The organism is Candidatus Synechococcus calcipolaris G9 (assembly GCF_029582805.1).
GTDB classification, from domain to species: Bacteria; Cyanobacteriota; Cyanobacteriia; order Thermosynechococcales; family Thermosynechococcaceae; genus Synechococcus_F; species Synechococcus_F calcipolaris.
The window spans coordinates 1,705,056-1,723,522 of sequence record NZ_JAKKUT010000002.1 but is presented as its reverse complement, the minus strand read 5'-3'; the positions used below and the strand labels follow the sequence as shown (position 1 = coordinate 1,723,522).

At 50.9% G+C, this 18,467-nt stretch carries 19 protein-coding genes, 1 tRNA gene and 1 pseudogene; 12 read left to right on the top strand and 9 right to left on the bottom strand.

Annotated features, from left to right (window positions below; all coding sequences use genetic code 11):
- The first annotated feature begins 177 nt into the window (after window positions 1-177).
- The 3 genes from L3556_RS11325 to L3556_RS11315 are packed head-to-tail and all read left to right on the top strand — an operon-like array spanning window position 178 to window position 2,677.
- Window positions 178-1,425, top strand: coding sequence for an FAD-dependent hydroxylase (locus tag L3556_RS11325; protein WP_277867376.1), 1,248 nt, complete (start codon window positions 178-180; stop codon window positions 1,423-1,425).
- A 5-nt stretch (window positions 1,426-1,430) separates the two neighbouring features.
- Window positions 1,431-1,844 (top strand): 2Fe-2S iron-sulfur cluster-binding protein, encoded by a 414-nt coding sequence (locus L3556_RS11320; RefSeq protein WP_277867375.1) that lies wholly within the window; start codon window positions 1,431-1,433, stop codon window positions 1,842-1,844.
- A 2-nt stretch (window positions 1,845-1,846) separates the two neighbouring features.
- Window positions 1,847-2,677 (top strand): inositol monophosphatase family protein, encoded by an 831-nt coding sequence (locus L3556_RS11315; protein ID WP_277867374.1) that lies wholly within the window; start codon window positions 1,847-1,849, stop codon window positions 2,675-2,677.
- Window positions 2,678-2,815: 138 nt separating this feature from the next.
- Here L3556_RS11315 and L3556_RS11310 read toward each other — a convergent pair whose 3' ends face one another.
- Window positions 2,816-3,388, bottom strand: coding sequence for a hypothetical protein (locus L3556_RS11310; RefSeq protein WP_277867373.1), 573 nt, complete (start codon window positions 3,386-3,388; stop codon window positions 2,816-2,818).
- A 103-nt stretch (window positions 3,389-3,491) separates the two neighbouring features.
- On the opposite strand from L3556_RS11310, the gene L3556_RS11305 reads away from it, so the two are divergent.
- Both L3556_RS11305 and L3556_RS16335 read left to right on the top strand, forming a co-directional pair.
- Entirely contained in the window at window positions 3,492-4,355 is an 864-nt protein-coding gene (locus tag L3556_RS11305) for an Rpn family recombination-promoting nuclease/putative transposase (RefSeq protein ID WP_277867372.1), read from the top strand.
- Between the two features lie 51 nt (window positions 4,356-4,406).
- Window positions 4,407-4,475 (top strand): annotated as a pseudogene (locus tag L3556_RS16335) (pentapeptide repeat-containing protein); the annotation flags it as partial.
- An 87-nt stretch (window positions 4,476-4,562) separates the two neighbouring features.
- Here L3556_RS16335 and L3556_RS11300 read toward each other — a convergent pair.
- From L3556_RS11300 to L3556_RS11280, 5 genes are all read right to left on the bottom strand, one after another.
- On the bottom strand, window positions 4,563-5,699 hold the full coding sequence (locus L3556_RS11300; RefSeq protein WP_277867371.1) for a CO2 hydration protein: 1,137 nt from the start codon (window positions 5,697-5,699) through the stop codon (window positions 4,563-4,565).
- Window positions 5,700-5,703: 4 nt separating this feature from the next.
- Complete coding sequence (locus L3556_RS11295; protein ID WP_277867650.1) at window positions 5,704-7,197, bottom strand: NADH-quinone oxidoreductase subunit M; 1,494 nt, start codon at window positions 7,195-7,197, stop codon at window positions 5,704-5,706.
- 12 nt (window positions 7,198-7,209) lie between these two features.
- Complete coding sequence (locus tag L3556_RS11290; RefSeq protein ID WP_277867370.1) at window positions 7,210-9,045, bottom strand: NAD(P)H-quinone oxidoreductase subunit F; 1,836 nt, start codon at window positions 9,043-9,045, stop codon at window positions 7,210-7,212.
- Between the two features lie 213 nt (window positions 9,046-9,258).
- Window positions 9,259-10,326: a UDP-3-O-(3-hydroxymyristoyl)glucosamine N-acyltransferase gene (gene lpxD / locus L3556_RS11285; protein ID WP_277867369.1), complete on the bottom strand. Its 1,068-nt coding sequence runs from the start codon at window positions 10,324-10,326 to the stop codon at window positions 9,259-9,261.
- Between the two features lie 337 nt (window positions 10,327-10,663).
- Window positions 10,664-12,136, bottom strand: a complete 1,473-nt coding sequence (locus tag L3556_RS11280) for a TldD/PmbA family protein (protein WP_277867368.1) — start codon at window positions 12,134-12,136, stop codon at window positions 10,664-10,666.
- Between the two features lie 168 nt (window positions 12,137-12,304).
- On the opposite strand from L3556_RS11280, the gene L3556_RS11275 reads away from it, so the two are divergent.
- From L3556_RS11275 to tsaB, 6 genes are all read left to right on the top strand, one after another.
- Window positions 12,305-13,369 (top strand): zinc-dependent dehydrogenase, encoded by a 1,065-nt coding sequence (locus L3556_RS11275; protein ID WP_277867367.1) that lies wholly within the window; start codon window positions 12,305-12,307, stop codon window positions 13,367-13,369.
- Between the two features lie 20 nt (window positions 13,370-13,389).
- Entirely contained in the window at window positions 13,390-13,719 is a 330-nt protein-coding gene (locus L3556_RS11270; RefSeq protein ID WP_277867366.1) for a DUF2499 domain-containing protein, read from the top strand.
- Window positions 13,720-13,799: 80 nt separating this feature from the next.
- Window positions 13,800-14,633: a thiazole synthase gene (locus L3556_RS11265; RefSeq protein ID WP_277867365.1), complete on the top strand. Its 834-nt coding sequence runs from the start codon at window positions 13,800-13,802 to the stop codon at window positions 14,631-14,633.
- Window positions 14,630-15,793, top strand: a complete 1,164-nt coding sequence (locus tag L3556_RS11260) for a glycosyltransferase (protein WP_277867364.1) — start codon at window positions 14,630-14,632, stop codon at window positions 15,791-15,793. The genes L3556_RS11265 and L3556_RS11260 overlap by 4 nt, the downstream gene beginning before the upstream one ends.
- Window positions 15,794-15,850: 57 nt before the next feature.
- Window positions 15,851-16,021, top strand: a complete 171-nt coding sequence (gene psb34 / locus L3556_RS11255) for a photosystem II assembly protein Psb34 (RefSeq protein WP_277867363.1) — start codon at window positions 15,851-15,853, stop codon at window positions 16,019-16,021.
- Window positions 16,022-16,027: 6 nt separating this feature from the next.
- Complete coding sequence (gene tsaB, locus L3556_RS11250) at window positions 16,028-16,729, top strand: tRNA (adenosine(37)-N6)-threonylcarbamoyltransferase complex dimerization subunit type 1 TsaB (protein ID WP_277867362.1); 702 nt, start codon at window positions 16,028-16,030, stop codon at window positions 16,727-16,729.
- Here the strand turns inward: tsaB and L3556_RS11245 are convergent.
- Window positions 16,678-16,959 carry a hypothetical protein gene (locus tag L3556_RS11245; protein WP_277867361.1) on the bottom strand — a complete coding sequence of 94 codons (282 nt, stop codon included), beginning with the start codon at window positions 16,957-16,959 and terminating at the stop codon, window positions 16,678-16,680. The two genes, tsaB and L3556_RS11245, sit on opposite strands and share 52 nt — an antisense overlap.
- Window positions 16,960-17,007: 48 nt before the next feature.
- Here L3556_RS11245 and L3556_RS11240 point away from each other — a divergent pair.
- Window positions 17,008-17,080 (top strand) — tRNA-Met (locus tag L3556_RS11240).
- Between the two features lie 59 nt (window positions 17,081-17,139).
- Here the strand turns inward: L3556_RS11240 and L3556_RS11235 are convergent.
- Together L3556_RS11235 and L3556_RS11230 are read right to left on the bottom strand one after the other, a co-directional pair.
- Window positions 17,140-17,880: a hypothetical protein gene (locus tag L3556_RS11235; RefSeq protein WP_277867360.1), complete on the bottom strand. Its 741-nt coding sequence runs from the start codon at window positions 17,878-17,880 to the stop codon at window positions 17,140-17,142.
- A gap of 61 nt (window positions 17,881-17,941) precedes the next feature.
- Window positions 17,942-18,451, bottom strand: coding sequence for a putative molybdenum carrier protein (locus tag L3556_RS11230; protein WP_277867359.1), 510 nt, complete (start codon window positions 18,449-18,451; stop codon window positions 17,942-17,944).
- Window positions 18,452-18,467 lie beyond the last annotated feature (16 nt).

Sequence of the window (18,467 nt, the reverse complement as noted above, 5' to 3'; positions counted from 1 at the left end):
GTATTCGCTGGTTCTGCGCGGCTTTGGCTGTTTTTAGATCGGGGAAAAGAGTTCGCTAGACTAGGAAGGGAGTTCACAAATCTTCATTTCTTTGATTTTTTATTTTATCTAAATGATGCCTAATTTGATTATTTTACCTAGCCCGCTAGTATGAATCACGCCGTTGCTGTCCAGAACATGTCGGCTCAGCCCCCTTCCCCACAGGTATCGGTGGATGTGGCCATTGTGGGGGCAGGGATTGTTGGTTTAACCCTAGCCTGTGCCCTGCGGGACTCTGGCCTAAAGATTGCCATTATTGAAGCTCAGCCGGAGGCCGTTGCGATCGCCAAGGGGCAGGCCTACGCCCTCCATCAAGTAGCCCGGCAAATTTTCAGTCACCTTGGGGTTTGGCAAGCCCTCTATCCGCGCATTCAAGCCTTTGATCAGGTGCGCCTGTCCGATGGTACCTATCCCCAAACCGTAGAATTCTTAACCCAGGATCTGGGAGCCGATGCCATTGGCTATGTGGCCGAGCACCATGTCTTAGCCGAAACCCTACGGAACGCCCTGGCACATTCAAACCATATTCAATGGTTTTGTCCCTGGTGGGTTTCAGATTTTCAGCTAGGGGACAAGGTTGGCCAATTGACTCTGGTACCAGGGGATACCTCCCAACAGGTTGCGCCTACCATTATGGAAAGTTCCCTGGTGGTCGCGGCTGATGGGGGGCGATCGCCCCTGCGGCAAACTGTGGGGATTACAACCCAAGGCTGGCCCTACTGGCAATCCTGTGTCGTGGCAACCCTAAAATTAGCTCGCTCCCATCCGGCCATTGCCTATGAACGCTTTTGGCCCACCGGTCCCTTGGGTGTTTTGCCCCTGACCGGCGATCGTTACCGTATTGTTTGGACCCTCCCCCACGCTCAGGCCCAGGAGATGTTGGCCTTAGATGACGCTGAATTTCTGGAAAAACTGATCCCCCATTTAGACCCGACCATGGCCGATGTTACTCTCCAGGGCAAACGTTTTTTATTTCCCACCCGCCTAATGCACACCCGCTCCTACTGGGGCGATCGCCTGGTTCTGGTGGGAGATGCGGCCCATACCTGTCATCCAGTGGGCGGCCAGGGCCTAAACCTGGGACTACGGGACGTGAACAGTCTAGCCGATGCCCTGATCACGGCTCACCAGCAGGGCAAAGATATTGGTGATCCAGCGGTATTACGGGCCTACCATCGTCGTCGTACCTGGGAAAATTGGTTAACCCTAGCCTTTACAGATCTGCTCAATCGTTTATTTTCCAATCAATTTCTAGGTCTTGTCAGCCTGCGTCGTTTTGGCCTCTATCTCTTGCAGATTCTACCGCCCTTAAAACAAATGAGTCTGCGTTTTATGGCAGGGATTTTATTTGAGATCAGCGACCAACCCAGGAATATGTCACCATAGGCGATATGGATACCTATCATGTCAAAATTCACGTTCGCTCCCTAACTCCCGCCGCAAATCATTGCACGGAGCCTCATTCCCCGGATTCTGCCATTGTCACCCACGACATTAGGGTAACGGGCGATCGCTATATCTTGCATTCCGCTGAAGAACAGGGAATTGCATTACCCTTTGCCTGTCGCAATGGCGCCTGTACCACCTGTGCCGTTAGAATTCTCTCTGGTGAAGTGTATCAACCGGAAGCCATGGGCCTCTCCACTGCATTACAAGAACAAGGCTATGCCCTTTTGTGCGTCAGCTATGCCCGCTCCGATCTGGAAGTGGAAACCCAGGATGAAGATGAAGTGTACGAGCTTCAGTTTGGCCGCTATTTTGGCAAAGGGCCCAACCGGATTGGTCTTCCCCTAGATGAGGAGTAACGATGGGATTACCCAATAAAGAGGTTTTACACCGCTACTTAGATGTGGCTACTGAAGCTGCCCTGGCCGGCGGTGGAATACTTGAGGGCTACTGGGGCAAACTAGATACCGTTGAAGAAAAAGGACGCGCCGGTGATCTAGTCACCATTGCCGATCGCCAGTCCGAGGTGGCGGTTTTAGATGTGATCCAACGCCATTTCCCTGAGCATCAAATTTTGGCTGAAGAATCGGGGTTGATTGGCCAAGAGCATCAAGGGTTTTGCTGGGCCATTGATCCCTTGGATGGAACCACTAACTACACCCATCAATATCCCTTCAGTGCCGTGTCCGTGGGTCTATTGATCGATGGATTTCCCGCCGTAGGGGTGGTGTACGATCCCTTTCATCGGGAGCTATTTCGGGGGGCGATCGGCCTGGGAGCAACCCGCAATCGTCAACCCATGGCCGTCTCCCAGACGCGAGAACTAGAGAAAAGTCTTTTGGTTACTGGCTTTGCCTACGATCGCCGAGAAACGGAAGATAATAACTACGCAGAATTTTGCTACCTGACCCATCTCACCCAAGGAGTACGCCGGGGTGGGGCCGCCGCCATTGATCTGGCCTATGTGGCCTGTGGTCGTCTTGATGGTTTTTGGGAACGAGGACTCTCACCATGGGATTTGGCCGCGGGAGTGGTTTTAGTCCAGGAAGCCGGGGGAGAGGTTACAGCCTACGATCGCGGCCCCTTTGATATTGCATCCGGTAGAGTACTAGCCACCAATGGTCATATCCAGGATGCCCTCAGCCAAGCCCTTTTGCAGGTGAAGCCCCTAGGCTTTTCATTTCTACCCTGATCAATGAACTTCGATCAATAAATATAGCTATCATCACCTAGGTTAGGACGGGGTGCAGGGGTGGAACCCCTGACTGGGGGCGAAGCCCCCACCCCCCCTTACTAGAAATGTCCTAAGAGAAGAGGCGACAGCTATAAATCAAGTAGACTCTTGAAAAATGATCTGGGCGGTGCGTAATCGCTTTAGGGTTTTATAGCGATCGTAGAGATCTCGGTTTGAGAAGAAAAATAGAGAGACCGCTTCCCACAAAAAGACCCAGGCACCCACAAAAAGTCCCTCGTTGAGAACTGAAGCGATGGTATTCATGGTTGCCTTTTCGGCCAACAGGTGGGCAACAAACAGCGTCCCTAGACCCGCAAAAACATAACGAATCATGCGGGTATTGATGCGTCGTAGTTCTTGTTTTAGGAGATACAGCTTGAACTTAAAGCTATTTTCCAAACCCAAGCGGGCCTCATGTTCCAATTCAGCATTTTGAGTTCCGGGGGATAGGGTAAAGCATAGCTCAATGTCATAATGGGCTGGAATTTCATCGCAACTGCTTTCTAAATATTGCTGCAAGTCTACGTCAAGTTCTCGCCGCTTAAAGGGAGCCGGATCCCATTCGTTAAATAAATACGTATATTGATCCAGGGCTACCTCAATCATATAGGCATTATTTCTTTGATCGATCTCATAGATTTGATCGAGAAACTGATGTCGAGATTTCATAAAATAAATTGTAGGGCGAATAAAGCGCAGGAAGATTAAATTCAGAAACGTATTACTTACTATAGCCCCGATCACGTCCAACCATTCTTGATAAGCTAGGGGAATGCGAGATAACCTCTGCAAATACCTAGCCGAAAAATATCCCACTGCATTTACTCAGTGGCTTTTGCAGGATTCATCGGAAGATGTATCAATCCTGAAAACCGAGCTTAACCTCGAACCGATCCGGGCTGACTCAGTGACTTTGGTGCAGACCCAAAACTGTATTCTCCATCTAGAATTTCAGGTAGAGCCAGAGCCGACATTGCCTTTACGGATGCTGGACTATTGGCTAAGGCTGTATCGCAATTATCAGTGTGAGATTGTTCAAGTCTTGATCTTGCTGCGGCGGACAAGGGTTCATGTGCCCGATGTGTTTGAACTGCCAACGACAATCCATCGCTACCGTGTGGTGAAGCTTTGGGAAGAAGACCCCACACAATTTTTTAATATTCCCGCCCTATTGCCCTTTGCCGTCTTAGGAAAAACTGACAACGAAGAAGCTCTATTGCAGATCGTGGCTAATCAAATTGATCAAATTGAATCAGAACAGTCTCGGCAAGAACTGAGTACCATCATTCAACTATTGGCTGGGTTACAGTACAGTAAGGAGCTTATTGAAACCATTTTTCGGGAGGGAATGATGCGAGAGTCAGTGATTTATCAAGAGATTCTTCAGGAAGGGGAACGGAAGGGACGACAAGAGGGGGAACAGCTCGGCCTCCAGCGTGGACGACAGGAAGGACAACTAGAAGGAGAATGTACTCTTATTCTCCGCCAACTCCACCGACGACTGGGAACTCTTCCTGATGGGGTCATTAGCCAGATCCACGGGTTATCCCTTGAACAGTTGGAATCCTTGGGGGAAGCTCTCTTGGATTTTCAAGATTTCCATGATCTAGAGACTTGGCTAGGATCACAACGCTGAGGCGATCGCCATGGATATGACAATAGATGAGCTACGAGATCGCTACTTAGATCGGTTAAGTTTTGCCATGCCAAATTAGAAGGTGTCAATTTTATCGGTGCGTCATTTAACAATGTTTGACCCCTTACTTATCTCGAACTCACGTTAAATAAAATTGACGCTGAAACTAAAAAAATGCGTAAGATAATTTATCTGTTTTTATTCGTTTTAAGTGTGCTGTACAATCCAGAGTCGAGACGCTCCTAGGCGATCGAGCCAGGATTGATAAAACGCTCGGTTAGCCTTCTGTTCCGTGGGGTTACCCGTATTCCAAGGATAGGGACATAGGGCTGTCATTGCCGCTGTTGTCACACAAAACATGGATTTTTGAAAACTCTCACAGATCTGTACCCGCAGGTCATCTTCCCCCCGCAGGCGGGTTTGATACAACTGATGTAAATAGTCGGGTAGATAGTGGCGCATATCCTGCATTAAAAGAGTGGGGGGAATTCCAGCGGCTCCTGTGGGTAGGGGATCCGCAAACAAGGCACCGTAGCCAAAGAGGGACTGATCCGCCGAAATTTGCTGGGCTTGGGCATTATAGGAAATAATGCCAAAGAAAGGCGTTCCCCGCAAAAAAACACTTTCCACGTAGGGAATAGCCGTATCTGCCACAAAGGTTAGACCCGCTGATTTGGGGATAATGTCATAGGTTTCTTGGCCTAAGGTGACGGCATAGGTAATGGGCAAACTGGCATCGGCTAATAGGCCGGCCCGAATATGGGCAACAACATCGGGAATTGAGGTGATTTCTCCTGTGTCATAGCGATCGCTTAGGGTTAGGAAAATGGGGTACATGACCGTCCAAAACTGTCCTAGGGCACTGTAGTAGGTCTGCATCCGCACCATTTCGATTAAAAATTCAGGAAAGAGGGCATTGACCCCCTGCATGAAGGGATTACCCTTGAGCTTAGCCTGAATTGCCTGGGTGGCCCGTTGACGGAACTCTGGGGAATCTAGGTAGGTATCCAAACCACCGCCACCATGCCAAAGCATCGTTCGCATGCAGTATTCGGCATACTCGTAGTTGATGCGATCGTGGAGCCAATGGCGCAACAGTTTCCCCCAGGAAAATTCACCATTAAAGTACTTAAAAAAGGGAAAGAGAACTAAAAATTGGTGATCGGCAATGTAGCAGAGATTTTCCGCATAGGCTTTTAGCACCACACCATAGCTTTTTAGAACGCCAACCACCTCAAGCACATTTTGAGGATGATCGGGGAGGAGGGCTTCGCCGCGGCCCAAACGATCGAGGATATCCTGGGCTTCAGGGGTTGATAACTCAAGGGAAGAAGGGGGTGTCATGGCTTTACCAGAAAAGAGCAACGGGTATAGCGGGGGCTACATGGGTGGCAGCGGAAAGGAGGGTCACGGTCTGTTGGCTCCAGCGAATCAGTAAATTGGGTTGGAGGCCCAAAATTAAAATCAAGGTGGCGAGGATCATAGCAGGGATGCGATCGCCCCAGTCCACCGCTGGTAATTGGGCTAGTTCTGGCGGAAGGCGGCCAAAAAAGGAACGGTTGACCAGGAGTAAAAAATACACCGCCGTTAGGCCCGTACCCACCATACAGAACAAGGTCTGTAGGGGAAAAATGGGGAAACTGCTACGGAAAATCAAAAATTCTGCCACAAAGCCCACTAGCCCGGGAATGCCACCACTGGCCATCACCCCCACCACCATGAGACTGCCAATTAAGGGTAAACCCCGCTCAGGATTCAACAGCCCCCGCAATTTCGTTAGATCGCGGCTGCCGGTTTTTTCGTAGATCACCCCCACTAACAAAAATAGGAGTGCGGAAATTAATCCATGGCTGACCATTTGCAGAATGGCGGCTAATAGGGCCAGGGGCGTTGCCGCAGCACAGGCTAAAAGAATAAACCCCATGTGACCAATGGAACTGTAGGCCACCATTTTTTTCATATCGGTCTGGGCGATCGCCATGAAGGAGCCATAGAGAACACTCACCACCGCCCAGGTAGCTAACACAGGGGCAAGGATTTGCCAGGCCTGGGGAAAGAGTTGAACACCAAAGCGAATCAGTCCATAGGTTCCCAATTTCAGTAAAACCCCGGCTAATAACACCGAAATGGGTGTGGAGGCTTCAACGTGGGCATCGGGCAGCCAAGTATGAAAGGGAACGAGGGGAATCTTGATGCCAAACCCAACCAAAATCAAAGATAGCAAAATGACCTGGGCGGTTAGGGGTAAGGCCTGAGCTAGAAGAGGATTATAGTCAAAACTAGCCGCGCCATTTAACCAGACCAACCCTAGGAAACCCGCCAGTAAAAGAACTCCCGACAGGGCCGTGTAGATCAAAAACTTTGTGGCGGCATAATTTCGCCGCGCCCCTCCCCAAATGGCAATTAAAAGGTAGAGGGGAATAAGTTCAATTTCGTAGAATAGGAAAAATAAAAGTAAGTTATCGGCTAAAAATGCCCCACTGACCCCAGCATTCAGTAATAAAACCAAGATAAAGTAAAATCGCGGCCGAATCAGTTGGCTAGGGCTGGCAAAGATGGCAACCCCCGTCAAAAAACCATTTAAGACAATTAGGGGCAGGGATAATCCATCTAAACTAAGGCGGTAGCTCAAGCCTAGGTTGTCTAGCCAGGGCAAGGATTCTGTGAGTTGTAAACCGGGTTGGCTAGGATCAAACTGCTGCACCACCACAACTGTCCATGCCAGAGTCAGGCCAACAACAATTAAGGCAATGAGCCGAAAGTTTCGCACCGTTAAGGTTACAGGGCTAATTCCCAGGGCGATCGCCCCCAACACCGGCAATACTAAAAGTAAACTGAGCATCATTGATCTCCCCTACCACAGCAACCAAGTAATAAACGCACCAATCGATGCCACGCCAAAAAAGATCAGAAGCAGGTAGGCTTGGGATTGGCCCGATGCACTGTATTTGAGCATTTCACCACTGACCAAGGAGACAAATCCGGTGGCGTTAACCAGCCGATCCACAACGGCGCGATCGATCCAAGCACTGATTTGGGATAGACTCTGTACGAGCCATACCACCGTCACCCGATACAGTTGGTCAATATAAAAGTCGTAGGCAAACAAATCCTGGAAAAAGCGCAGGGGAGCGCGAATGGGCCGGGTCCAACTCCGATTTAAGTTCACCAGTCCCCCTAGCCCTAAACCAAGACAACCGGAAAAGACCAGTAGAGCCACTGCCGTTTGATTTAAGTCATCCCAGGCAGGAATCAACCCCACCCGCTGCAAAATTAAGGGAATCAGCAGGGTTAGGATCGTTAAACTCACCATGGGAACGGCCATGGGCCAGGCGACTTCTGGGGCCCGCCGGGTTTTGGGTTGGGGGTCTCCGAGAAAAACAAGACGAAATACCCGCATTAAACTCACCGCCGTTAGGCCATTAATCAGCAAAATCAAGGCCACTAGACTCGACTGATCAAACCAAAGGCTATACATTCCCTGATAAAAGGCCCAAAAGCCTCCTAAAGGAATGACCCCCACTAGGGCTAAACCACCCACAACAAAGGCCGCAGCGGTGGCGGGCATCCGTCCTCCCAGTCCCCCCAGTTCGGTGAGATCCTGGGAACTCGTGGTATTAATAATGCTACCCACACTCATAAATAAAAGGGACTTGGCGATCGCGTGGGTGAGCAAAATATAGAAGGCAAAATCTGTCCACTGGGTTCCCACCGCTACAAAAACTAGGCCTAAATAAGCACTGGTGGAATGGGACAGGGCCCGCTTAATATCAATTTGGGCAATGGAAACCAACGAAGCTGTAACGGCCGTGGCAACACCAATGAGAACCAGGGCCATATCCGAACCCGGACAAGCCACTAATACGGGCTGAAGTTTAATTAAAACGTAGGCTCCACAGGATACAACAATGGAATTTCTCAAAATAGAGGCAGGACTAGGGCCCTCCATTGCTTCATCTAGCCAGAGGTGCAGGGGAACTTGGGCACATTTCCCCGTGGGGCCGGCAATGAGGGCAATTCCCAGTAAAAAGCCCAGACCATCAGGGAGGTCTACCGTATCTGCCCAGTGGTATAAATCAGGAAATTCAAAGCTACCGGCCAAAGACCCTAGGGCAACAATTCCCATCAGCAGGGCAATATCCCCCACTCGTTTTGTGAGAAAGGCATCCCGCGCCGCTGTCACCACCAAGGGTTGGGCATACCAAAAGCCCACCAGTAGATAGGTTGAGAGGGTAAGCATTTCCAAAAAACCGTAGCTTAGGAGCAGGGAATTACTAATAGCAACGCCACTCAAGGCCGCTTCAAAAAAGCCCATCAGGGCAAAAAATCGCGCTAATCCCCAGTCTTTTTCAAGGTAGCCTAGGGCAAATAGTTGGGCCAGGACACTTAGCCCCGCCACCAGTTCTATTGCCCCAATGCTGACGGAATTAATACTAAAGGTAAAGGATATATCTAGACCTGGGGCCTGTAGCCAATTCCAAACAATGGTTGCAGTTTCCCCCTGCTGGGTTTGTTGAAACAGAAACAAACCATGGACAAAGCCGAGGATCGTCATCAATAAATTAAAGTAGGCTGCCGGCCTAGGCCCCGTGCGACGCACTAACCCCGTGGCCCAGGGAAGGGTTAAAACTGCCCCTGCCAATCCATAGCAGGGTATCCACCAAGCGGTTTCCAAAAGTGATCCGGCCATCAATTCCCTATCTCTATGCGGTTGCACCCCTCAGTATATCCCGGTAGCTTCGCCCTAAAGCTCAGTTCAGCCCTTTAGGTTTCCTATGACTCCTCCTGAGGGAAGCTTATACCTGGGTTAGCAAAAATAGATATGACTCAATGACTCAATACCTAAGGCGTGGTTAAATCTGAATTTTGCACGATATAAGGTGTATGAGGCGTTAGGTGTTGTCTAATGGTTATCCTGGGTTGGCCGTTGGGACTTTAACGTTTCCACTTGGGTTTCTAGGGCACGAAAACGGCGGAGTAACTGGGGTAATTGCTTGACTGCTGCCGTGACGCGCAAAAATAGTTTTTGATCCATATTGGGATAGCCTCCCACCTGACTGCCCGGTGGTAAGGAATTATTAATCCCAGTTTTAGCGGAAGCAATACTGCGATCTCCAATGGTCAAATGGCCGGCGGCTCCCACTTGTCCTGCCAAAATTACGTTATTTCCCACATGGGTTGAACCGGCCAAGCCTACCTGGGCACAGAGGATGGCATTTTTACCAATGGTGCAATTGTGGGCAACCATGACTAGGTTATCAACCTTACTGCCAGCACCAATGCGTGTTTCTGTCAAAGTCGCCCGATCGATGGTACTCAGGGCCTGAATCTCCACATCATCTTCCACCACCACCGTACCCACCTGGGGAATTTTATAGTGGCTACCATCGGCCATGGGCACAAAACCATAGCCGTCGGCCCCCAAAATAACCCCATTTTGGAGGATCACGCGATCGCCCAGTTGCACCCGCTCCCGCAGGGTTACATGACTATGGAGCAGACAATCATTGCCCACCACCGCATCGTCATAGATCACACAATGGGGATGAATCGTCACCCGATCGCCCAATTGGACGCGATCGCCAATGACCACATAGGCACCAATCGTCACCCCTTGCCCCAATGTCACGCCGCTTCCCAAAACCGCCGTGGGGTGAATTTGCTGATTCGGTGGCGGGGCTGGATGAAATAACTCAATGGCCTTGGCAAAGGCAAGGTAAGGATGGGCAACATGGAGGAGGGGCATGGGGGCAGTGGTCGTAAATTTTTCAGGCACTAGGATTGCCCCGGCCTGACATTGCTCTAGCTTGGAAATATATTTTGAATTAGATAAAAATGTCACCTGAGCGGCGGTGGCTTCTTCAATGGTTGCCACACCAGACACCTTCACTTGGGCAGCCTCAGGATGACTCAGGGTTGCGCCTAGGTAGTGGGCTAGTTCGCCTAGATTCATGGATGGGGAATGTGCCATGCCTAGGATCATACTTTAGTTTGAGGCTGTCGCTGTAGAATAAATTTGACGCTGGGTACGAATTGCCCACTATCTGCACGCCTTATGAGTTAATGGGAGTTTAGAAATGTGGAAAGATGAGATTTTAGAGGAAATCTATAGGGATCGAGAGGAACACGCCAAGGCATTCAATTATGATCTGAAGGCTATTTGTGATGACTTGCGTAAGCGACAAGCAGTAAGTGGGAGAAAAATCATTTCTAAACCGCTGCGACAGCCTTTTCAGACCCATAAATGACCATCAAAAGCTGTCATAGGCAGTGATCAATGTTCCGAGAGAGGGGGAGAAGAATTTCCCCTAGCGTCCGCCCACGGTAATGGCATCAACTTTGATGTGGGGCTGGCCAACGGTGACATAAATACTGCCACTGACAGACCCACAAAATCCTGGGGCAAGCTCCAGATCCTGGGACGACATGGAAATACGATTCATAATATCCTTGGCCTCGCCGATCAGGGTTGCACCTTTTAGGGGTTTACCAATTTTGCCCTTTTCAATCAGGTAGGCTTCATCCACCGCAAAGTTAAACTGGCCCGTGGCTCCCACACTCCCGCCCCCCATGCGCTTGCAGTAGATACCGCGCTCGATCGTGGCCAGCAGATCATCTAAATGGTAGGGCCCGGGTGCAATATAGGTATTCCGCATCCGGGAGGCGGCCCCATAGGCATAACTCTGACGACGACCACTGCCAGTGCGGGGATGGCCGGTGCGGAGAGAGCCAGCCCGATCGCTCAGGAAGTTTTTGAGAACGCCCTGCTCAATTAGAAGGGTTCGTTGGGCCGGCATTCCTTCATCATCCATATCAATGGTGCCAAAGGCCGTGGCGGAAATTCCTTCATCCCAAGCGGTGAGATTTTCATGGGCAATTTTTTCACCCTTTTTATCGGCAAAGGGGGTTGTTTTCCGCTCGATTTGCGTGGTTTCTAACAGGTGGCCACAGGCTTCATGGAAGATGACCCCACCAAACTGATTTGCCATGATAATGGGATAGGTTCCCGAATCCACGTAGTCGGCGTAGAGCATTCGACCCGCCGCTTCACTCACTTGGTCGGCTAAATGGTCGTAGTCCCAATGGCTTAGAAATTCAGGCTGGCTGGTGACACCACAGCGTTCGCCGATGGATGCGCGATGATCTCCGTCGGCACACAGAACCATGGCAATGGCGGATTGGGTGAGGCGAATATCCCGGGCAAAGGTACCATCACTGGCGGCCACGAGGACTTCTTGCCAATCCCGAAAATAGCTCACTCGCCGCGACTGAAGGTGGGTTGTTTTTTGATGGAGGCGATCGCTGGCGGCTAAAAGAATGTCCCCCGTGGTGGAAATTGGGCTACAGGCACTTAACCAGCCATCTTTACCGGATCGAACTCCGTAATCCCGCAATAGCTCTAAGTGGATCTCTGGTACGTAGGCATTGGCACTGGGTAGCTGTAATCCCATCAGCCCTAGGGCTTTTTCCAGGGCCGTCCGTAGGCCGGAAAAACTCAGATCATTGGTACTCACATAGCAGTCTCCGGTTCCCTTGAAGACGCGAATTCCTGCCCCCGTACTTAATCGTGGGGAAACACTGGTCATCCGCTCATCTTCCACTAGGGCACTAATGTAGTTCACCCGCTCTAGGAAAAATTCAACTAAGTCGGCTCCAGCGGCCCGGCCTAATCCCAACAATGTGGAGAGGGGAGACTCCCAGGACGCATCAAAGCGATCGCCACTGGGATGGTAGGTCAGTTGGGGTAAATCCTGGGAGCGCAACAAGGTTGCAGGGGGCATAGAACCATTCCGTTAATTTAATCCCTAATATAACAAATCCCCAAACCCTGATGGAGACTGACTTGGTAAGGGCCTTTAGAGCATCCCTCCCAATGTGTGCGGCGAGTCCCTTGAACACGACTTAAACATGGTAGTCTCGTAGGGATGTCAGGCGATCGCCAAAATACCATGAAAGCACAGGTTTTTCGAGGGGTCAATCAACTGAGCTACGAGGATCTACCTATCCCGGAATTAGCCGCCGATGAGGTCTTAGTCCAAGTCAAAGTTGTGGGGCTTTGCCAGTCCGATATTAAGAAAATTCGCTATCCCCTCTACGATCCACCCCGGATTTTTGGCCATGAGACGGCGGGTGTGATTGCGGCGGTGGGTAACGAGGTAACGGATTGGGCCGTGGGACAACGGGTTGTGGTGATGCATCACATTCCCTGTATGCACTGTGCCTATTGCCTGAATGAAAATTATTCCATGTGCCATGTCTATAAAACCGTAACAACCACGGCGGGCTTTTTACCCAGTGGGGGTGGCTTTGCCGACTACGTGAAGGTACCGGGCCACATTGTTCGCCATGGCGGTCTGATTCCAATTCCTGAGGGCGTGAGTTTTGAGCAGGCTAGTTTTGTAGAACCCACCAATTGTTGCTTGAAGGCAGTCAAGAAGGCAGCGATCGCCCCTGGGCAAACGGTTTTGATTACCGGGGCTGGGCCTATTGGCCTGATGTTTATTATGCTCGTGAATCATTTTGGAGCGCGGGCGATCGCCACGGATTTACTCCCCTCGCGTATTGCCAAGGCAATGGATGTCGGTGCGGAAGCGGCCTTTGATGCTCGAGATCCTGACCTGGTGGGCAAAATCCATGGCTTAACCGGTGGGTTAGGGGTGGATGTGAGTTTGCTGGCGGTGCCCAGTGATAAGGCCTTTTTCCAGGCATTGGACTGCACCCGCAAGGGAGGAAAGATTCTCTTTTTTGCGGAGTTTCCCGATGAAGTTGAAATTCCCCTGAATCCCAATGTCCTCTATCGGCGGGAGATTGATCTATTGGGCAGCTATAGTTCGTCCTATCGACTCCAGGCCCTTTCCTGTGATTTAGTCTTTAATCAGCGGATTGATGTCAATGCCCTGATTAGCGATCGCTACGGTCTAGCGGATCTGGCCACCGCCGTCGAGCAGGCCGTTGCCCCCACCCCAGAAACCTATAAAATTTTGATCTATCCAGGGCAGTTAACCCGCGCCTAAATTTAACTGAATCTAGCCCTATGCACCAACTGTCAATTCCCACCTGGGTGATTCATATTTCCAGTGTTCTGGAGTGGATTGCGGCGATCGCCTTTATTCAGGCCTTTGGCCGTTTATATCCAGATCGGGGATGGCATTGGTTGAGTTGGGCCATGCTGCCGGCCCTCATGAGTGCCATGTGCGCCCTCACCTGGCATTATTTTGACAATAGCGAGTCCTTGGCCTGGCTAGTCACCGTCCAGGCGGCCCTGACCTTCGGGGGAAACTGTACCCTCTGTGGGGCAGGGGCCTGGATTTGGCACCGGTCTCGGCAATCCTCCCAAGATACGAATGATACTAATACGCAGTGATGCGTGATCATTCTGGGGAACAGCGGCCAATGGGGGCCACCTGATATGGTTGAATGGAGAACGGCTTACACTACATCCCTATGCAAACTTTGAATTCTCCCCCGTCTAGCCTCAGGGATCAGCCCCTCGTCATTGCGGGGCGATCGTTTCAATCTCGCCTGATGACGGGCACTGGCAAATATCGCTCCATTGCAGATATGCAGGCTAGTGTGGCCGCCAGTGGTTGTGACATTGTTACGGTGGCAGTACGCCGAGTTCAGGCCAATGCCCCGGGACATGAGGGATTAACCCAAGCCCTGGATTGGCAAAAAATCTGGATGCTCCCCAACACCGCCGGTTGTGCCACCGCTGAAGAGGCGATTCGGGTTGCCCGCCTAGGACGAGAAATGGCTAAACTGCTGGGTCAAGAAGAGAATAATTTCGTCAAACTGGAAGTCATTCCCGACAGTAAATATCTACTGCCAGATCCCATCGGCACACTGGCGGCAGCGGAGCAACTGGTGAAAGAAGGATTTGCAGTTTTGCCCTACATTAATGCGGATCCCCTCCTGGCTAAGCGTTTAGAGGAGGTGGGTTGTGCCACGGTCATGCCCCTAGGCTCCCCCATTGGTTCCGGTCAAGGCTTGCGGAATGCAGCGAATATTCAAATCATTATTGAAAGCGCAACGGTACCTGTGGTCATTGATGCCGGAATTGGCAGTCCCAGTGAAGCGGCCCAAGGAATGGAACTGGGAGCCGATGCCCTACTCATCAACACGGCGATCGCCCAAGCGGGAAATTCTGCCGCCATGGCCCGAGCAATGGCCTTGGCCACAGAAGCGGGTCGCCTCGCCTACCTAGCTGGACGTATTCCCGTCAAAGCCTATGCCAGTGCCAGTTCCCCTACCATCGGCACGATCGCCCCAAATCAATGAGTCTAGCCCTTGCGACGTTGGAAGTTCTCCTGCTTCTCCTGAGTCTGACGGGGGCAGCCTTTTACCTTTGGTCTGCCCTAGGAGTACTCTCGTTTTTTAGTCAACCCAAACCCACCCCCGTGGATGAACCTGGGGGCGTTTCCCTATTGGTGCCGGTATGCGGTGTGGACGCGGGAGCCTGGGAAAATTGGAGTTCGCTGTGTGAACAAACCCACCCCAGCTACGAAGTTTTGTTTGGTGTCCAAAATGATCAAGACCCGGCCATTCCAGTCTTAGAAAAACTAGCGGCCACCTATCCCGATCGCTGTCGCTGGTATCTCTGTGCCGATATTGAGGGCATCAATCGCAAAATCAGTAATCTGCGCCAACTCCTAAAAAATGCCCACCACGATATTATTGTCTTTGCCGATAGTGATATTCGTGTCACCCCGGATTACCTCACCACCGTCACCGCACTCCTGGAAAATCCGGAACTGGGGGTTGTCACCTGTGGCTATTTTGATCATCATCCTCAAGGCATAGGGGCCGCCATTTCTGCCCTAGGGCGTTGCATCGACTTTATTCCCAGTGTGTTAATCGCGCGATCCTTGGATCGGGGGCTGCGCTTTGCCATTGGACCAACGGTCGTGATCCGGCGACAAGTGCTGGCGGCGATCGGCGGTCTGGATATTGCCCTAAACCGAATTGGGGATGACTATCGGGTGGGGTACGAGGCCTGGGCGGCTGGGTTCAAGGTTGAACTGTCTACCTATGTCCTCCAAAATGACTGCGGCCAAGAACCCCTGCAACAGGTGTGGCAACGGGAACTACGCTGGGCCCGCACAATCCGCTCAAATCGAGGCAATCAGTATTACGGCATGGGATTGACCTATGGAACCGTCTATAGCATCTTTCTAGTTCTTGTCTCGGGCGAACCGGCCGCCCTTTGGTTTTGTTTGGCCATCCATGGGTTGCGCTGGGGTCAGGCAATCATCTCCATGGTGTGGATGAAGGCCCCTGGTTTATTGGCCTGGGTATGGCTACTGCCCCTGCGGGATGGCTTAAATTTTCTAATCTGGCTCCTGGGTTGTTTTGGTCAACAGGTCTATTGGCGGGGTCGATGGTTGCGTGTCCATAGGGCTGGTAAATTACAGGAAATCGTAAAGAAACCCCATAGTTAATAAAGTTTTCTTGCTAAAATAACGGGACTGTTACACCGATATTCAGGACTGCTGATTATGCCCTATACCGTGGATGACGATGGTCGTCTCAATAACTTTGCCGTAGAACCCCAAGTGTATGAAGCAAAACCCCCCAGTCAACAGGAGAAAAAACGCTTCCTCATTCTCGGCTCTGTGGGACTACTTTTGGTATTGGGCTTGATTACGATCGCCTTTGTGGTGTCCTAGCCTATTTTGACCCCATTGAGTGAATCTCACTATTGCCTAGGTTTGTACACCGCCGGGCCCGAATTAGGTCTTGGTTTGGTGGCTTACCCGTCAGGTCAACAACGGATTCAACTGTGGCCCCTAGGTCGGGATTTGGCGGCTCAACTCCATGTCTGTTTGCAGGCATTTTTGCCCCCCCAAACCTGGCGTGATGTCGGGGCGATCGCCGTGTGTGTGGGGCCGGGTAGCTTTACTGGCACGCGCCTAGGGGTCGTTACCGCCCGAATATTAGCCCAGCAATTAGATCTGCCCCTGATTCCTGTTTCTGCTTTGGCCGCATCCCTGTGGTTAAACTCCGGGGAGAATCCTACCCTGGATCGGGCGATCGCCATCCCCGCCCAAAAAGGACATTGCTATGGCGGTATTTATCGAACCCCTGGCCCCCCAAGCGAACTCACCCCTGTCTATGGCGATGCCCTGATGACCTGGGAGCAATGGCAACAGGTCTTAGAGACGTGGCCCCATCCCTACCAATTGCTGGAGTTTCCGGGCACAGATCAACTATGTCAAGGTCTTTTAGCCTCGGCCCAGGCCCAATGGCGATCGCTCCTAGGGGAACCCCATTCCCAGACCTACCATTGGTCAGCGGTTCGTCCCTTTTATGGCCATACCTGGTCTCAACCTTCAGGTTCAAATTCGGAAATGGGGTTATCTCCCCCTGCCAAGTAGACCTTATCCGCGGCTAAATCAATGAGTTCAATGGCAAGGCTTGCCGATCGCTGTTTATTAAGACAACTAGCTCCTTCCGGTTTACCGGACAAAATTCTGGTTTGGTAGGTGGGCAGAGGCGGAAAGGTGAGGGTGCGTTGAACGTAATAGACCCCACCTGCAGCGATCGCCAAAAGGCATCCAACCATTGTAATCAGGACGGTTTGTTTACACCGTTGATTTGATTTCATCTGACGATCGCTCAAAATTGAGTTACTATAAAAGACGCACAAGTTTTTGGCTCAGTAGCTCAGTGGTTAGAGCAGGGGACTCATAAGCCCAAGGTCGCAGGTTCAAATCCCGCCTGAGCCATCATTCCACAATGCCCATCCCTCCCTAGTCTAACGGCAAGGCAATTTCGATTAATATCCCTAACCACCGAATAGTTTTCTTAGGGAATAGAGAAACACCTCCACCAAAATAGAAGCCATGAACCATGATAGAAGCAGCGTTATGATCATTCGTGGCACGAGCGATCGCTGTGAATCCATCATTTTTTCAACAATCAATATACGCTGACGATCAACATCCGTTAGTTTTCCCCAGACCACGAGGGATTGATTGGGCTGGACAATATACTCCCTCACAGTGATATTTTTTCCCTGAGGCCCATGACTAGAAATGTCATTGAGATAGGCTAACGTGCGGGGATTCTTGAAGGAAAAAACCTTGGCTTGGGTTTGATAGTCCATAAAATGGGGGGGCGTGGAAAATTCAACATCTGCATTCCTGAGGTTTAGGGTCAGTTGCCCGCCATTGTCATCGGTCATCACAAGTTCTTTGGGATATTCCATGGAGGAAATATAGGTGGGGGGAAATCCTTGAGATTTTGAGGGCAGTGCGGTTGAAAGGGCAACTTGCCAAAATACGCAGGTGTCCTGGCTGATGGGACTGCGTATAGACGGATTTGTTTGATCGATCCGACCATTAATTTTAAGTTTTTGATCTAAGGGTGCATCCCAGAGGGCCTGGGACACAGAAATGGAGCGATAGCTCCGCCACAGAGCAATGCGCCGCCAGGCATCCCCTAAAGCAAAGGCAATGATCAGTAAACCAAAGATGGAACCGAGCAGCCCCAGGATATTTACAAAAATATCAATGAGAGTCTTCATAACCCTTGATTATCCTACCCCTGAGAATGCACCTAAGTTGGCAATCATTGGACGGCATAGCTCAACGCTGACCCATATTTTCCAAAACCTCCAAAAATTCATAGGATCGCTGATAAATTCCTGACACTTCTGATTCTCTGGGCCCGGCAATATTTAAGCAAAAATTCTGCTCCTGGAAACGTTGAACCAGTTCACTACACCATTGCTGTAGCTTTAGATAGGCTTCTCGCTGGCCAATATCCAGGATTAGACAGGGCCGGTTCATATCCTGAGCGATCGCTTGGGTTAACTGAGTTCCTGGCGATCTCTGGTTAAATATACTGCCATAAACTAAAATTAATGTGGCATCACTATCCCGTATATTCCAGTGGGTACGCTGCTCTGGTTCAGGGGAAGCAGTTTCCTGCAAATGGGGATAGTCCGCTAACAGGCCCGGCGGCTGCGGGTAATCTTCGGCCCAACCACCCCAGGGACACCATCCCTCATAGGGCAACCCATAATGAATAGCAAAATCTAAGACTGCCCGATCCACGCCGGACTGCCCCCCAGTTCTGAGGATAAAGTGACCCATTTGTTTACTCTAATGA

Coding starts and splice junctions, on each gene's coding strand:
- L3556_RS11325 (WP_277867376.1), top strand. CDS start 178: ATGTCGGCTCAGCCCCCTTCCCCACAGGTATCGGTGGATGTGGCCATT.
- L3556_RS11320 (WP_277867375.1), top strand. CDS start 1,431: ATGGATACCTATCATGTCAAAATTCACGTTCGCTCCCTAACTCCCGCC.
- L3556_RS11315 (WP_277867374.1), top strand. CDS start 1,847: ATGGGATTACCCAATAAAGAGGTTTTACACCGCTACTTAGATGTGGCT.
- L3556_RS11310 (WP_277867373.1), bottom strand. CDS start 3,388: ATGAAATCTCGACATCAGTTTCTCGATCAAATCTATGAGATCGATCAA.
- L3556_RS11305 (WP_277867372.1), top strand. CDS start 3,492: ATGCGAGATAACCTCTGCAAATACCTAGCCGAAAAATATCCCACTGCA.
- L3556_RS11300 (WP_277867371.1), bottom strand. CDS start 5,699: ATGACACCCCCTTCTTCCCTTGAGTTATCAACCCCTGAAGCCCAGGAT.
- L3556_RS11295 (WP_277867650.1), bottom strand. CDS start 7,197: ATGCTCAGTTTACTTTTAGTATTGCCGGTGTTGGGGGCGATCGCCCTG.
- L3556_RS11290 (WP_277867370.1), bottom strand. CDS start 9,045: ATGGCCGGATCACTTTTGGAAACCGCTTGGTGGATACCCTGCTATGGA.
- lpxD (WP_277867369.1), bottom strand. CDS start 10,326: ATGGCACATTCCCCATCCATGAATCTAGGCGAACTAGCCCACTACCTA.
- L3556_RS11280 (WP_277867368.1), bottom strand. CDS start 12,136: ATGCCCCCTGCAACCTTGTTGCGCTCCCAGGATTTACCCCAACTGACC.
- L3556_RS11275 (WP_277867367.1), top strand. CDS start 12,305: ATGAAAGCACAGGTTTTTCGAGGGGTCAATCAACTGAGCTACGAGGAT.
- L3556_RS11270 (WP_277867366.1), top strand. CDS start 13,390: ATGCACCAACTGTCAATTCCCACCTGGGTGATTCATATTTCCAGTGTT.
- L3556_RS11265 (WP_277867365.1), top strand. CDS start 13,800: ATGCAAACTTTGAATTCTCCCCCGTCTAGCCTCAGGGATCAGCCCCTC.
- L3556_RS11260 (WP_277867364.1), top strand. CDS start 14,630: ATGAGTCTAGCCCTTGCGACGTTGGAAGTTCTCCTGCTTCTCCTGAGT.
- psb34 (WP_277867363.1), top strand. CDS start 15,851: ATGCCCTATACCGTGGATGACGATGGTCGTCTCAATAACTTTGCCGTA.
- L3556_RS11245 (WP_277867361.1), bottom strand. CDS start 16,959: ATGAAATCAAATCAACGGTGTAAACAAACCGTCCTGATTACAATGGTT.
- L3556_RS11235 (WP_277867360.1), bottom strand. CDS start 17,880: ATGAAGACTCTCATTGATATTTTTGTAAATATCCTGGGGCTGCTCGGT.
- L3556_RS11230 (WP_277867359.1), bottom strand. CDS start 18,451: ATGGGTCACTTTATCCTCAGAACTGGGGGGCAGTCCGGCGTGGATCGG.